This window comes from Paenibacillus sp. FSL H8-0548 (genome assembly GCF_038630985.1).
GTDB lineage: Bacteria > Bacillota > Bacilli > Paenibacillales > Paenibacillaceae > Pristimantibacillus.
Map to the genome: position 1 here is coordinate 1,826,117 of NZ_CP152049.1, position 13,079 is coordinate 1,839,195.

Below are 13,079 nucleotides of genomic sequence, written 5' to 3' on the forward strand. Positions count from 1 at the left end.
GCGGTCTATCTTGTATGGAGTACAGGATAGACATGCGGTGATAACGAAAACCAGCCGCTATCCTACAAAAGTGCAGGATAGCGGCTGGTTTTTGGTGTCGGCTGCTTTAACCGTTTTGTCTTAGAACCGACTGCTTTTGCCAAAGGAGACGGCTGCAGTCGGTTTCATTTGTGCTTATAACTTATAGGTAAACAGCTTTGCCGGTTTTGGAGGATTCATAGATAGCTTCGAGAATTTGCGATACAACGAAGGCCTGCTCTGGTGTTACAACCGGCTCGGTATCCTCGTCAATCGCTTTAATCCACAGCTTCATTTCGAGATCAGCATCTTTTTCTACTGCGCCATCGAAGAAAGCTACTCCGCCTGCCTTCAAATCCACCTCTGTTGTGAATAGACGGCTATGTTTCTCGCCATTGATGCGAAGGCCATTCTTCATGTCCGCTCCGCCTTCCGTACCAGACAGCGTACATTTTGCCTCGTCAACCTCAAGCGTGTTAAGCGCCCAGCTGGACTCAAGCACGATGGTCGCTCCATTTTCCATGACGATCATTCCGAATGCGGAATCTTCTACTGTAAACTTGGCAGGGTCCCAAGGCCCCCATGCGTTTGCTGCGTTCTCACGTTGTGAGAGCTTATGGTAGGAGGTGCCGAGCACCACTTTTGGCTTGTAGTTGTCAAGCATCCAGAGTGTGAGGTCAAGCGCGTGAGTACCGATATCAATTAGCGGTCCACCGCCTTGTTTCTCTTCATCAAGGAAAACGCCCCAAGTTGGAACGGCACGGCGACGAATCGCATGCGCCTTCGCATAATAAATGTCGCCCAGCTCGCCAGCCGCGCAAAGCTTCTTCAAATGCTGGCTGTCAGCACGGAAGCGGTTATTGTAGCCAACGGTAAGCTTCTTGCCCGTACGGCGAGCTGCGTCAACCATACGCTGAGCATCATGAGCGGTTTTAGCCATAGGCTTCTCGCTCATGACATGCTTGCCTGCTTCAAGTGCTGCTATTGCGATATCCGCATGGGAATCATTGGGCGTACAGACATGAACGATATCAATGGAAGGGTCTTTCAGCAATTCTGTGTAATCTGTGTATACGCTTGCGCCTTCTGCGCCGTATAAGCCAGCAGCTTCAAAAGCACGATGCTCGACAATATCACAAAAAGCAACGATTTCAACGTTATCAAGCTTCTTCAGGCTTGGCAAATGTTTGCCGTTTGCAATTCCGCCACAACCGATGATAGCAAGTTTATATACTTTGGACATGTAGTAACGCCTCCTAAAGTCTTCATTTTATTTGTTATTGCGATATTTTTTGGCGATTGCTCCTGCGGTACTCAGAAGGTGTGACACCAAAGTTTTTACGAAACACTGCATGTAAATAATTACCGCCAGCGAAGCCTGCGAGCTTTGCTATTTTCTCGACAGATTGATCGCTCTCCTGCAGCTCGCGGCATACCACATTCAGACGAATATCTTCCAGTATGCGGCTAAAGGTATGTCCATGATGCAGCTCCTTGAACAGCCTCTGTATATGCCGCGAGCTGAGGTTCAGCTTGTCTGCAACGTCCTCAAGCGTAATGAAGCCGTCATAGTTGGCGTATATATACTCCAGCGCGAGTCGATAGCGATAAGTCTTCATATCCCGCGTTGGAAACTGCTTTGGCTCATTTGCACGATCATAAGCGCGAACAGCCCGCAGTAAAATTTGAATGACCGACTGCTTGATGGTCGTATAGCTTCCTACAAAGTTATCGCTGCAGGCTTGATAAGCTTCAAGAAAACGGGGCATCGCATGATGCAGGTCAGCTGTCGGGAAATGTGGAAGCTTCTTGAGCTTCTCAATGCAATCACGAGCTTCGGCTGCTTCCCAGTCATCGTACGATTGTGCATCGTCAGATCGATCGACAATGTCGACGTGTAGACAAAGCTCATCCATCGCTTCAAGCGTGTCCGCTTCTTGATAATGCATAATGTCAGGACCAGTCAAATAAAGCATGCCAGACTTAAGCGCATATTCTTGGTCAACAATAATGACCTTGCCTTTCCCCTGCGGGATAAAATGGAATTCATATTCTGCGTGCTTATGAAATCCAACGATTCGTCCTGGAGGAAACTGCGTCAGATGGAAGCGCAGCACATGGATGTCGTACGGTCCCCACCTGATACATAGCTCCAGACGCTCAAGCGCATCTTGGCGTTCATGCATGACCTCGTATGGGAAATTAGGCATGCCGATTCCTCCTCGGAGCACTTCGTTTTACTTTTTACACTACTCGCTTAGCTCGTCAATTTTCACTGAGCGATGCTCGCGAGCAGACAGGTTCGAAGCCTCCATTAGCTTAGTTAAATCAATGGCCAGACTTATGTTTTCGTCTGCTGTCGTGTTGTTCTCAATATGCTGGACCCATTGCTGGAAAGCGTTCTCACGAGCGGGCGGTATTTCTTGCTCCGTCCATTGCTCGGATGAAGCGGCGCCAGCAGCGGATGTGCGAAGCATCAGCTTATTGTCAGGCGTGCCATAAAGCAGTGTTCCATCTGTACCATGCACCTCTAGCGTAAATGGAGAATGATTGTTAACGAAGCCAGCCTCGACGATGCCAATCGCACCCGAAGGAGCAGATAGAACCGAAACTGCGTTATCCTCCACATCCTTGCCGGTGACGTAACCAAAATGTGCGGAAACCTCTTTAGGCATCTCGTTCATAAACAGTCTGGTCAAATACATAGGATGACAGCCTAAATCGATTAATGCACCGCCGCCGCATTCCTCCAAGCTGTAAAAATGCTCTGGCAGCCAGTTTGCCGTTGCCCCGTTATGAGACAAGCGAGCTCGTACGAGCGTGATGCGCCCAAGTACGCCTTGTGACAAAATATCTCGAATCGCCAGTGTATACCCATCGTTTAAGCGCGGGAGCGATACTGTTAATTTTACATCATTTTTAGTTACTGCATCTAGTATAACATTTACTTCTTTTAAGCTGGGGGCAATAACCTTCTCTGTGAAAATATGCTTGCCTGCGTTAGCCGCAGCAACGATAACCTCTTGATGTCTGACGGTTGGAGCATCAACGATAACGGCATCAATATCGTCGCGACTCAGCATTTCATCCAGACTAGCATGGAAATCAACTCCAAGCTTCTCAGCAGCAGCCTTTCCGCGTTCCTCGATTTCATCCCATACCGCTACGATTTCCGTATTTGGATGCGCCTGCGCTTCCTTCGTATAATCCCAAGCATGCACATGCCAATAACTGATTTTACCAATTCTTATCATCGGTCCATCTCTCCTTAGGCATCTATTAATGGATTCGGTATACATATATGAATTTATGACAACAGATATAATCTAACATATTTTTTATCTTATTTTTAGTGCAAATTTGTGACTATATCTATACGATATTACGACATTTACAATGAAGCTCATACATAGAGCTTGCGATATTGCCGCGGGGATAAACGGGTGATTTTCTTGAAGGTTTTTCCAAAATGAGAGAAATTATCGAAACCGACTGCTGCGCCGATCTCAGTAATACTGATGCTTGACTCACGGAGCAGGCGCTGCGCTTCTTTTATACGTGTAAGAATGACATAGTCAGAGAAGGTAAAGCCGGTAATCTCCTTAAACATGCGGCTCAAATAATAGGGGCTGATGAAAAAATGTTCAGCTAGCCCGTTCAGCCGCAGCGGCTCTGCAAAATGTCCGTTTATATGATGGATGATCTCCGATATTTTTGCATGCATGGGGGTCGCATGATGCAGTGGAGCGGGCTCATTCTGCTGGATATATCTAGCTGCAATGAGCAGAATCTCAGTTACCGCATAAGGAGGATAAAGCTCGAAGCCTGTGGGCTGCTGTGCGATCTCTGTTAACAATCTTCTCATGAATTGATCTACGGCCAGCTGCTCTTGTCGCGGCAAGCGGAGAATATGGGACTGCTGATTGAAAGGCGATAGCAAGAGATCAGCATGCCCGCCCGCCATGCGGTGAATCATCGCATCGTCAAAGTGAATGACGAACCGCTCATGCGACGCATCGCCGGATTGCATCGTTTTGTGCAGCTCATGCTTGTGAATGAAGACGAGGTCGCCTTTCTCAATGGTATAGGAACGATCTCTTATAAAATAAATCCGCTCTCCAGACAGCATATAATATAGCTCATAATAATCATGGTAATGATCGTCCTTCATCGTAAAGGGTTCGGACCGTTTTAAATATTCGACGTACAGCTCGGGAGTCGAGCCAAAGCTATAAAGTTCGAGTTGTGTGGACAATAGAGAGACATCCCTTCTATAATACCGCAAGAAAAGCGGTGTTTAATGAAAAATCAGCATGATATGCAGAGAATTATACCACTCTCATGCAGTAATATGAAGGTAAGCGAATAGAAGGAGGAATAATAGTTATGTCAAAAAAACGTTATGTACTTGTAGGAAGCGGTGGAAGAGCAGAATTTTTTTATGGTGCCCTTGCAACCGATTACAGAGAAACATCGGAGCTAGTTGCGATTTGTGATATTAACCAAACGAGAATGGACTATGCGAACCGCATTTTAGTTGATAAATATAAATATGAAGCAGTAAACACATACAAATCGAATGAATTCGATCGCATGATTGAGACGGAGAAGCCAGATGCGGTTATCGTTACGAGCATGGACCGTACGCATCACACGTATATTATTCGAGCATTGGAGCTAGGCTGTGACGTAGTGACGGAGAAGCCGATGACTGTCGATGAGAAGAAGCTGCAGGAAATTTTGGATGCAGTCGAGCGCACTGGGAACAATGTACGGGTGACGTTCAACTATCGTTATGCACCGCATCATACGAAGGCTAGAGAGCTTATTGCGAATGGCACGATTGGCAAAGTGACGTCTGTTCACTTCGAATGGCTGCTGAATACGCAGCATGGCGCTGATTATTTCCGCAGATGGCATCGCAACAAACAGAACAGCGGCGGCTTGCTCGTCCATAAATCGACGCATCACTTTGATCTTGTCAACTTCTGGATCGGATCGCAGCCTGAATCTGTATTTGCCTATGGCGATCTTTTGTTCTATGGACGTGAAAATGCGGAGCAGCGCGGTGAAACGAAATTTTATGAACGAGCAACTGGAAATCCGATTGCCGAAAACGACCCTTTTGCGCTACACTTGGATCAAAATGATCATTTGAAGTCGATGTATTTGGATGCGGAGCACGAGGACGGCTACCGCCGCGATCAAAGCGTATTCGGCGACGGCATTGATATTGAAGACACGATGGGTGTGCTTGTCCGCTACAAAAACAACGCGATTCTAACGTACTCGTTAAACGCTTACTTGCCATGGGAAGGCTATCGTATCGCATTTAATGGTACGAAGGGACGCATCGAAATGAATATTGTCGAGCAATCATACGTCAACTCAGGCGGCGAGAAAGCAGACGAGGGAGCATTGAAGGAGCAAACGATCAAGGTGTTTCCGATGTTTGCTGCACCGTATGAAGTTGAAGTCGAGGAAGGCGTAGGCGGACACGGTGGCGGCGATCCAGTATTGCTGAACGATTTGTTCGGTACGCCAGTGGAAGATCCGTTCAACCGGGCGGCTAATCATATTGATGGAGCTAGATCGATTTTAACCGGCATTGCGGCTAACCGTTCCATTCAAACCGGACTGGCTGTACAGATCGATGATCTTGTAAAATTTCATAAATAATGTTCGGGGGGAAGCTGGAATGAAGCCTTTTATGGATGACAATTTTTTGCTATCAAGCGAGACTGCGGTTCGTTTATATCATGATTTTGCGAAGGATATGCCGATTATCGACTATCATTGCCATCTAAGCCCACAGCAAATTTTTGAGAATACGAGCTTTAATAATTTGACGGAGGCTTGGCTGTATGGCGATCACTACAAATGGCGAGCTCTGCGCGCTAATGGAGTAGAGGAGCGTTATATTACTGGCGGCGAAGGCGTGAGCGATTACGAGCGCTTTGTGGAGTGGGCCAAAACCGTTCCGCAAACGATCGGCAATCCGCTGTATCAATGGTCGCATTTGGAGCTTCGCCGATATTTCGGCGTGTACGAGCTTATTAATGAGAAGAATGCGCCAGCGATTTGGGAGCAGGTCAATGCGAAGCTCGTCTCGGGTCAATTTAAAGCGCGTGACCTGATCAAAATGTCTAACGTTGAGGTTATTTGCACGACAGATGATCCGGTAGATTCGCTCGAGTATCATATTGCGATCAAGGAGTTAAAAGATTTTAACGTGCAGGTGCTGCCATCCTTCCGTCCGGATAAGGCGCTGGAAATTAACCGTTCTACATTCCTGGAGTGGGTAAGCAAGCTTGGTGCAGCCGCCTCCTCGGAGATTAACAGCTACGATGCACTGCTAGACGCGCTTGCGGCTAGAGTGAAGTTTTTCGATGAGGTAGGCTGCAAGGTTTCTGACCATGCGCTTGACTACGTCGCTTATGCCGAGACGACTAAGGCTGACGCTGCTGCTATCTTTGCTAAAGCGTTGAATGGAGAAACGGTGACTCTGGAGGAAGAAAAGCAGTACAAAACATACACGCTGCTCTTTCTAGGACGCTTGTATGCCGAGCGCGGCTGGGCGATGCAGTTCCATATTAACGCGGCAAGAAACAACAGCTCCCGTATGTTTGACAAGCTGGGGCCGGATACCGGCTTTGATTCGATCAATGACAGCGCTGTGGCTTATCCGCTTGCCAAGCTGCTTGATGCGCTCGATTCGGATGATGCGCTTCCGAAAACAATCGTCTATTCGCTTAACGCGAAGGATAATGATGTGCTCGGTTCCATTATTGGCAGCTTCCAGGGCGGCGGAGTTCCGGGAAAAATTCAGCTCGGCTCTGCATGGTGGTTCAACGATACTAAAAATGGTATGCTGGATCAGATGAATGCGCTTGCTAATCTCGGCTTGCTTAGCCGCTTTGTCGGCATGCTGACGGATTCCCGCAGCTTCCTCTCCTACACAAGACATGAATATTTTAGACGCTTGCTCTGCAACCTGCTGGGCGAGTGGGTCGAAAATGGCGAGGCACCGCAGGATATGGAGCTGCTTGGCGACATGGTTCAAAACATCTCCTATCGCAACGCGAAAGCTTACTTCGGCTTCTAAATATGAAGAAACGTTCTGCAATCCCGCTAGCTTGGCGGGAGCTGTGGAACGTTTTTTGTGTCAAGCCGGTAGCTTGCCATTAAATATTTCAGCATTTGTGGACCAGCTATATTGGCGGCTAATCCGAATAGCTCGGAATGAGCGGTTTTTCTGCAAATTAAATAAAATGCCGCGCCGCCAATGAGCTCGAAGGCGATAAACTCCTTCCATTTCCAGGCGGGAACGATGTAAATTTTAAATTCATTATTTCGAGCAGCATGTGTACGCAAAGTGGCAGCCCTCCTGCTGACTAGCTCATTACAACCGTATCTAGATTATGCAGAGCAGCTTATCCAACATTCATTAATTAATATAGAAAATGGATGGGGACAACAACTATTTAATTCGCGTTTGAAGGAGTGAGCTTATTGATGAAATCTGCATTCGTAACAGGGGCAGACCGGGGAGTAGGCCTGGCGCTTGTAAATGGCTTGCTAGTAAAGGGATATCAGGTTTTTGCTGGGCAATATGCAGAGGAAGTGCCAGAGCTAGAAGCACTGAAGAGTGAATATGCGGAGCAGCTGCAGGTGCTGAGGCTTGATATAGCAAGTGATGAAAGTGTAGCGAGAGCGTTTGAAGCAGTGGCTGCGCGGATAGAGGCACTTGATTTATTAATTAATAACGGAGCTATTTTGGGCGATATTGGCGCTACAGTGCTGGACGCGCTTGATTATGCAGAAATGCTGAACGTCTTTAACGTTAACACGCTGGGCAGCCTGCGCATGAGCCAGACCTTTATGCCGCTGCTGCTGAAGAGCGACTCGAAGTTTCTCGTTAATATTTCATCAGAGGCAGGCAGTATTAGCAATTGCTACCGCGAGAGCTGGTACGCTTATTGCATGTCCAAAGCAGCACTCAACATGCAATCGAGGCTTACCCATAATCACATTAAACCGCTTGGCGGGCGAGTGCTCGTCGTTCATCCAGGCTGGGTGCAGACCTTTATGCAGGGCAAGCTGGATGCAGCAGCAGCGCTCACGCCGGAGCAATCTGCAGCTGGAATTTTGATGCTGGTTGAAGCAAGACTAGGCCGGATTGCAACGGAAGCAGAGTGCGAATATGTCGATTATGCAGACAGCCCGCTGAACTGGTAGGTGTAGTGGCTATTGCAGCAGTAACTATAATGTTTTTGTCTTGTTCCTAGGCAGAGAAAGGACATCTAGAGTAGCGGGTGTTATGCTACAATGTAGTTTTTACAATCAAATCGCTTCAAAAAAGGATTTGGCGAGTCTACGTTGTACTTTCTACAGTGGATTTTTGCCAAATACGGCTAAAACCTAATAAAAGCACGCATTTGGTGGTTTTCCATTGTATTAAGTGCAGTGTAGCTCGGTAGTGAGCTGTATACTAAGAATTCTATTGTACTTTCTGCAATAGTATCCATTTTCACTATCAATCCCGAAGCGTGATGATTGCCATTTTCATTAGTCATTGCGTTGCAGCTAGAATGCTTGATCTCCTATGCCTATTAGATAGCGGCCTGCAGCTGCCCGAATGCGCCGCGCAAAATACCCAGCATCTCATCGCTGTCTCTCTGCGACACGATCAATGGCGGTACGAGTCGTATGGTTGAGGAATTCAGCGAGTTAATGAGCAAGCCTTCACGCAGGCATATAGCGGCAAGTTCTGCGGCGGTGCCCTCTGGTACATCGAATGCTAACAGCAGCCCCTTGCCGCGGATCGCTGTAATCGGAAATTCGGCAGACAGCTTCTGCAAGGCGTTCACCAAATAGCGCCCTTGTGCGTACGCATTATCGGCTAAATTCCGCTCAAGCAGCTCCGCAAGTACGGCATAGCCAACAGCCATCGCCAGCGGTGCCCCTGTGTAGGTTCCGCCTTGATCGCCAGGCTCGAACAAATCGTATTTGCTTTTGGTCAGCATGGCTGACAGCGGAAAGCCTGCGCCAATGCCCTTGCCAAGCGTCATTACATCCGGCTGTATGCCATAATGCTCGTAGGCGAAGAGCTTGCCCGTTCTCCCCAGTCCCGTCTGAATTTCATCGAAAATAAGCAGCATGCCATACATATCGCATATTTTGCGAAGCCCATACAAATAAGCTTCATCTACAGCATGGACGCCCCCCTCGCCTTGTACTAGCTCAACCATAATCGCACAGGTTTGATTCGTAACCGCAGCGAAGCAGGCATCCAAGTCATTAATGGGGACATGCTTAAAACCGTCGACCTTGGGTGCAAAAAGCTCCTTCCATTGCTCTTTTCCAGTTGCAGACATCGTAGCAAGCGAGCGTCCATGAAAGCTATTCGTTAACGTAATAATTTCGTAGGCACCGTTCAGGTTCACTGCACCATGCTTTCTGGCGAGCTTAATGGCACTCTCGTTCGCTTCTGCGCCGCTGCTTGCGAAGAAAGCTTTATCCATTCCGCTCACGCTGGTCAGCAGCTCGGCAAATTCAAGCATCGGGCGATTGTAATAGCCCGGGCTGGCATGGACAAGTGTGGCAGACTGCTTTGTCAAAGCTTTCTGCAGGGCAGCAGGAGAATGGCCAAGACTCGCAACTGCCCATCCACCTACGAAATCGAGATAGCGATTCCCGTCAGTATCCCACATATACATTCCCTCGCCGCGCTCCATCACAATGTTAGGACGCTTCGCTGTAAACAAAAGTGATTTCCCCGCTGTCTCCAGCAATGCTGCTGTTTTCGTTTTTTCCATCTGCAAGGCAACTAACCTCCCGAAAATTCATCTCATTGAATAAATATACAACCTAATGACTAAATATGCAATATCCAAAGTGTGCGAGACCTGTCCAAGTTTTGTACGAAGGGAGATGAACAAAAAAAAGTGCCGAGCATCTAACGCTGCTCGGCTAATTCATTATTCGTACATTGGGCTTATAGGATAACGGGAATATTTAGTCTAGCTTGCAGCTGCTGCTGAACATCTGCAAGCTGCTCACCGTCAGGCGGCTTAATATGCTCAAGCTCATAGGTCAGACCAAGCTGCTTCCATTTGAATGCTCCCATCTCATGATAAGGCAAAAGCTCGACCTTCTGCACTGTTGGAAGCATGGCAATCGCTGCGGCAAGCATATCAACATCAGCCGGGTCGTTCGTGACCCCAGGAATAACGACGTGTCTAATCCATAGCGGTGTTTTTTGCTCGTTTACGTACTGAGCCATACGTTTTATTCGCTCGTTGGATTGTGTCGTAAGCGCAATATGCTTTTTTTCGTCGATCATTTTAAGATCGAGCAAAATCAAATCAAGCACATCAAGCAAGGCGGTCGACTGTAAATGCGACGGCTCACAAAATCCTGAAGAGTCCATGGCAATGTGCAGATGATAGCGGCGTTTTAGCTCTCGGCCTAATGCTGCGAGGAAAGGAGCCTGCAGGGAAGGCTCACCGCCAGAGAACGTAACTCCTCCTCCGGATGCTTTATAATAAGGGATAAACGGCTCAATTTCAGCGATGACATCATCGACCGTAAGTACCCTGCCTGTTGTCGTATCCCAAGTGTCGGGATTATGGCAAAACTGGCAGCGCAGCGCACAGCCCTGCATAAATAGTACGAAGCGGATGCCAGGACCATCAACCGTGCCGAACGATTCGAAGGAGTGAATACGTCCTTTCGTTTGACGGTCATGCTCGATTTGAAGGTGTCGCTCTCGAGTAGCTGCCATTAAATTGCTCCATGGAACGTACGACTAATGACCTCAAGCTGCTGCTCCTTCGTCAGCTTAATGAAGTTTACGGCATAACCGGAAACACGTACAGTTAGCTGAGGATACAGCTCCGGATGAGCCATGGCATCCTGCAAAGTTTCACGATCAAAGACATTGACGTTTAGATGATGTGCTTTATATCATAGCGCCATTCCGTATTTACTTATAAAATTAATGTAGGTGTGTGTTTAAGACCTCGTATATTCATCGTCATCAACCGCGATATCCCCTACAATGCTATGCCTATACGGAACTGTCAGCTCAAATATAACCTTTTTTGCGAGGGTGACTATTTTTAACTAGCGTGCTAAATCTATGAAAAACGCGGCCATTAGTTAAAAAATGTGGTTCGAAAAAAATGTGCTACTTGCTCATCAGGCTATTTTTCCCAATAATTAGATTTGGCTGCAGCCATAAGTTGGTTTTGAAAGGGGTTATAAATGAACCTTTACAATCGGAGATTTAAGCTTAATATCCCTTTGTTCATTATGTTTACTCCGATCATTGTTTACTTCCTAGTATTCAAATACACACCAATGGTCGGACTCATCATCGCTTTCAAAAATTATAATTTTACCGATGGGATCTGGGGGAGTGTATGGGTCGGATTCGATAATTTCAAGCTGTTATTTACGAACCCGAATATGTTAAACATACTGCGAAACACGCTGATGCTAAGCATATTACAGCTAGTAATTGGTTTTCCGTTTCCTATTCTTGTAGCACTTATGATCAATGAAATAAGAAGCAGTTGGTTTAAGAAAAGTATTCAGACCGCTGTATTCCTGCCGCATTTTCTAAACTGGGTTATCGTCGGCGGTATTATCATGACTATTTTTGCGCAAGAAAACGGGATTATTAATCATGTAGTTAAACTATTATTTGGAGATAGCTTTCCGTTTCTTTACGATGCAGGATCGTGGATTGCTATTTTTATCGGTTCCGGTATTTGGAAGGGTGCAGGTTGGGGAGCCATTATTTATTTGGCAGCGCTTTCTGCGGTTGATCAGTCCTTATACGAAGCAGCGGGCCTAGATGGAGCGTCCAGATTGAAGCAAATGTGGCATATTTCGCTTCCGGCTATCCAGCCAGTCATTTTCATCATACTCATCTTATCGATTGGCAACATTATGGAGGTTGGCTTTGATCAGGTGTATATCCTGCAGAACCCAGTAGTATCTAATATTTCTGAGGTTATCTCCACCTGGAACTATAAGGTTGGGATTAATGGAGGACGATTTAGTTTAGCTACCGCACTTGGTTTTTTTGAATCAGTCGTCGGTCTTATTCTAGTACTTGGAGCAAATGGGATCGCACGGAGATTTAACAATGGATTATGGTAGGGGTGATAGAGGTTGAGAGATTCTTTTGCAGATAAAGTATTTGGCAATGTCATTAACATCCTGTTGATTTTCTTCGCGGCCAGTTGCATTCTACCGATGGTTCATCTCCTTGCGCTATCGTTCAGTGACCAGTCTGCTATTATTTCTGGCGCTGTAAGCCTTTGGCCCGTAGGATTTACCGATCAAGCCTATGACAAGCTGATCGTCGGTACTAGAATTGTATCAGCGCTGAAGAATAGTATTGTGATCACCCTTGTAGGTGTTAGCCTTAATCTGATATTTACTATATTTTGCGCATACCCATTATCGCGAAGCTATATGTACGGCGGACGCTTTTTTACGCTAGCGATCGTCTTCACGATGCTTTTCTCAGGAGGATTAATTCCTGGTTACTTGCTGGTGAAATCATTGGGGCTTATTGATACATATGGTGCGATCTGGATACCTGGACTTGTGAGTGTGTATAACATGCTAGTTATGCGTACCTTCTTCACAAATATTCCTGAGGAGCTAGTAGAGTCGGCGCGAATGGATGGAGGCGGAGAGTGGACGATCTTATTCCGTATTTTCTTGCCCCTGTCCATACCTGTAATCGTTGCGCTGGGATTGTTCTATGGGGTAGGCCATTGGAATTCATTCTTTAATATGTTGATCTTTATTAATTCGACAGACAAGTACAATTTGGCTGTAATGGTGCAGCAGATGATTCAAAGTCAGTCTATACTTCAAGAGATTGGCAATTTGTCGCCTGATGATTTTAACGCGATTACACCGGAATCCATAAAGGCAGCTGGCATTATCGTGATGATCATACCGATGCTGATTGTGTATCCATTTTTGCAGAAATACTTTATTAAAGGAATGTTGATTGGAGCTATTAAGGGTTAATC

Annotated in this window: 12 protein-coding genes and 1 pseudogene; 5 read left to right on the plus strand and 8 right to left on the minus strand. The window is 46.6% G+C overall.

What is annotated here, in order from left to right:
• Positions 1 to 181: 181 nt before the first annotated feature.
• From MHI37_RS07735 to MHI37_RS07750, 4 genes are all read right to left on the minus strand, one after another.
• Positions 182 to 1,261 carry a Gfo/Idh/MocA family oxidoreductase gene (locus MHI37_RS07735; RefSeq protein ID WP_076334329.1) on the minus strand — a complete coding sequence of 360 codons (1,080 nt, stop codon included), beginning with the start codon at positions 1,259 to 1,261 and terminating at the stop codon, positions 182 to 184.
• Positions 1,262 to 1,295: 34 nt separating this feature from the next.
• Complete coding sequence (locus tag MHI37_RS07740; RefSeq protein WP_076334328.1) at positions 1,296 to 2,228, minus strand: AraC family transcriptional regulator; 933 nt, start codon at positions 2,226 to 2,228, stop codon at positions 1,296 to 1,298.
• Between the two features lie 39 nt (positions 2,229 to 2,267).
• Positions 2,268 to 3,272, minus strand: coding sequence for a Gfo/Idh/MocA family oxidoreductase (locus tag MHI37_RS07745; protein WP_076334327.1), 1,005 nt, complete (start codon positions 3,270 to 3,272; stop codon positions 2,268 to 2,270).
• Positions 3,273 to 3,421: 149 nt separating this feature from the next.
• Positions 3,422 to 4,273 carry an AraC family transcriptional regulator gene (locus MHI37_RS07750; protein WP_076334326.1) on the minus strand — a complete coding sequence of 284 codons (852 nt, stop codon included), beginning with the start codon at positions 4,271 to 4,273 and terminating at the stop codon, positions 3,422 to 3,424.
• Between the two features lie 131 nt (positions 4,274 to 4,404).
• Here MHI37_RS07750 and MHI37_RS07755 point away from each other — a divergent pair, with 131 nt between their 5' ends.
• Together MHI37_RS07755 and uxaC are read left to right on the plus strand one after the other, a co-directional pair.
• Positions 4,405 to 5,697 (plus strand): Gfo/Idh/MocA family oxidoreductase, encoded by a 1,293-nt coding sequence (locus tag MHI37_RS07755; protein WP_076334325.1) that lies wholly within the window; start codon positions 4,405 to 4,407, stop codon positions 5,695 to 5,697.
• A 19-nt stretch (positions 5,698 to 5,716) separates the two neighbouring features.
• Positions 5,717 to 7,123, plus strand: a complete 1,407-nt coding sequence (uxaC, locus tag MHI37_RS07760; protein WP_076334324.1) for a glucuronate isomerase — start codon at positions 5,717 to 5,719, stop codon at positions 7,121 to 7,123.
• A gap of 26 nt (positions 7,124 to 7,149) precedes the next feature.
• Here the strand turns inward: uxaC and MHI37_RS07765 are convergent, their stop codons facing one another.
• Positions 7,150 to 7,392 carry a hypothetical protein gene (locus MHI37_RS07765; protein ID WP_076334323.1) on the minus strand — a complete coding sequence of 81 codons (243 nt, stop codon included), beginning with the start codon at positions 7,390 to 7,392 and terminating at the stop codon, positions 7,150 to 7,152.
• Positions 7,393 to 7,533: 141 nt separating this feature from the next.
• Here MHI37_RS07765 and MHI37_RS07770 point away from each other — a divergent pair, with 141 nt between their 5' ends.
• Complete coding sequence (locus MHI37_RS07770) at positions 7,534 to 8,256, plus strand: SDR family NAD(P)-dependent oxidoreductase (RefSeq protein WP_076334322.1); 723 nt, start codon at positions 7,534 to 7,536, stop codon at positions 8,254 to 8,256.
• 374 nt (positions 8,257 to 8,630) lie between these two features.
• Here the strand turns inward: MHI37_RS07770 and MHI37_RS07775 are convergent, their stop codons facing one another.
• From MHI37_RS07775 to MHI37_RS07785, 3 genes and pseudogenes are all read right to left on the minus strand, one after another.
• On the minus strand, positions 8,631 to 9,836 hold the full coding sequence (locus MHI37_RS07775; RefSeq protein ID WP_076334576.1) for an aspartate aminotransferase family protein: 1,206 nt from the start codon (positions 9,834 to 9,836) through the stop codon (positions 8,631 to 8,633).
• 179 nt (positions 9,837 to 10,015) lie between these two features.
• Positions 10,016 to 10,804 (minus strand): pyruvate formate-lyase-activating protein, encoded by a 789-nt coding sequence (gene pflA, locus MHI37_RS07780; protein ID WP_076334321.1) that lies wholly within the window; start codon positions 10,802 to 10,804, stop codon positions 10,016 to 10,018.
• A pseudogene (locus MHI37_RS07785) lies at positions 10,804 to 10,980 on the minus strand (glycine radical domain-containing protein); the annotation flags it as partial. The gene pflA and the pseudogene MHI37_RS07785, both read right to left, overlap by 1 nt.
• A gap of 306 nt (positions 10,981 to 11,286) precedes the next feature.
• Between MHI37_RS07785 and MHI37_RS07790 the strand changes: the two are divergent.
• Together MHI37_RS07790 and MHI37_RS07795 are read left to right on the plus strand one after the other, a co-directional pair.
• A complete protein-coding gene (locus MHI37_RS07790) occupies positions 11,287 to 12,189 on the plus strand; it encodes an ABC transporter permease subunit (protein ID WP_076334320.1) in 903 nt (300 codons plus the stop codon).
• A 12-nt stretch (positions 12,190 to 12,201) separates the two neighbouring features.
• Positions 12,202 to 13,077, plus strand: coding sequence for a carbohydrate ABC transporter permease (locus tag MHI37_RS07795; RefSeq protein ID WP_076334319.1), 876 nt, complete (start codon positions 12,202 to 12,204; stop codon positions 13,075 to 13,077).
• The last annotated feature ends 2 nt before the right edge of the window (positions 13,078 to 13,079 follow it).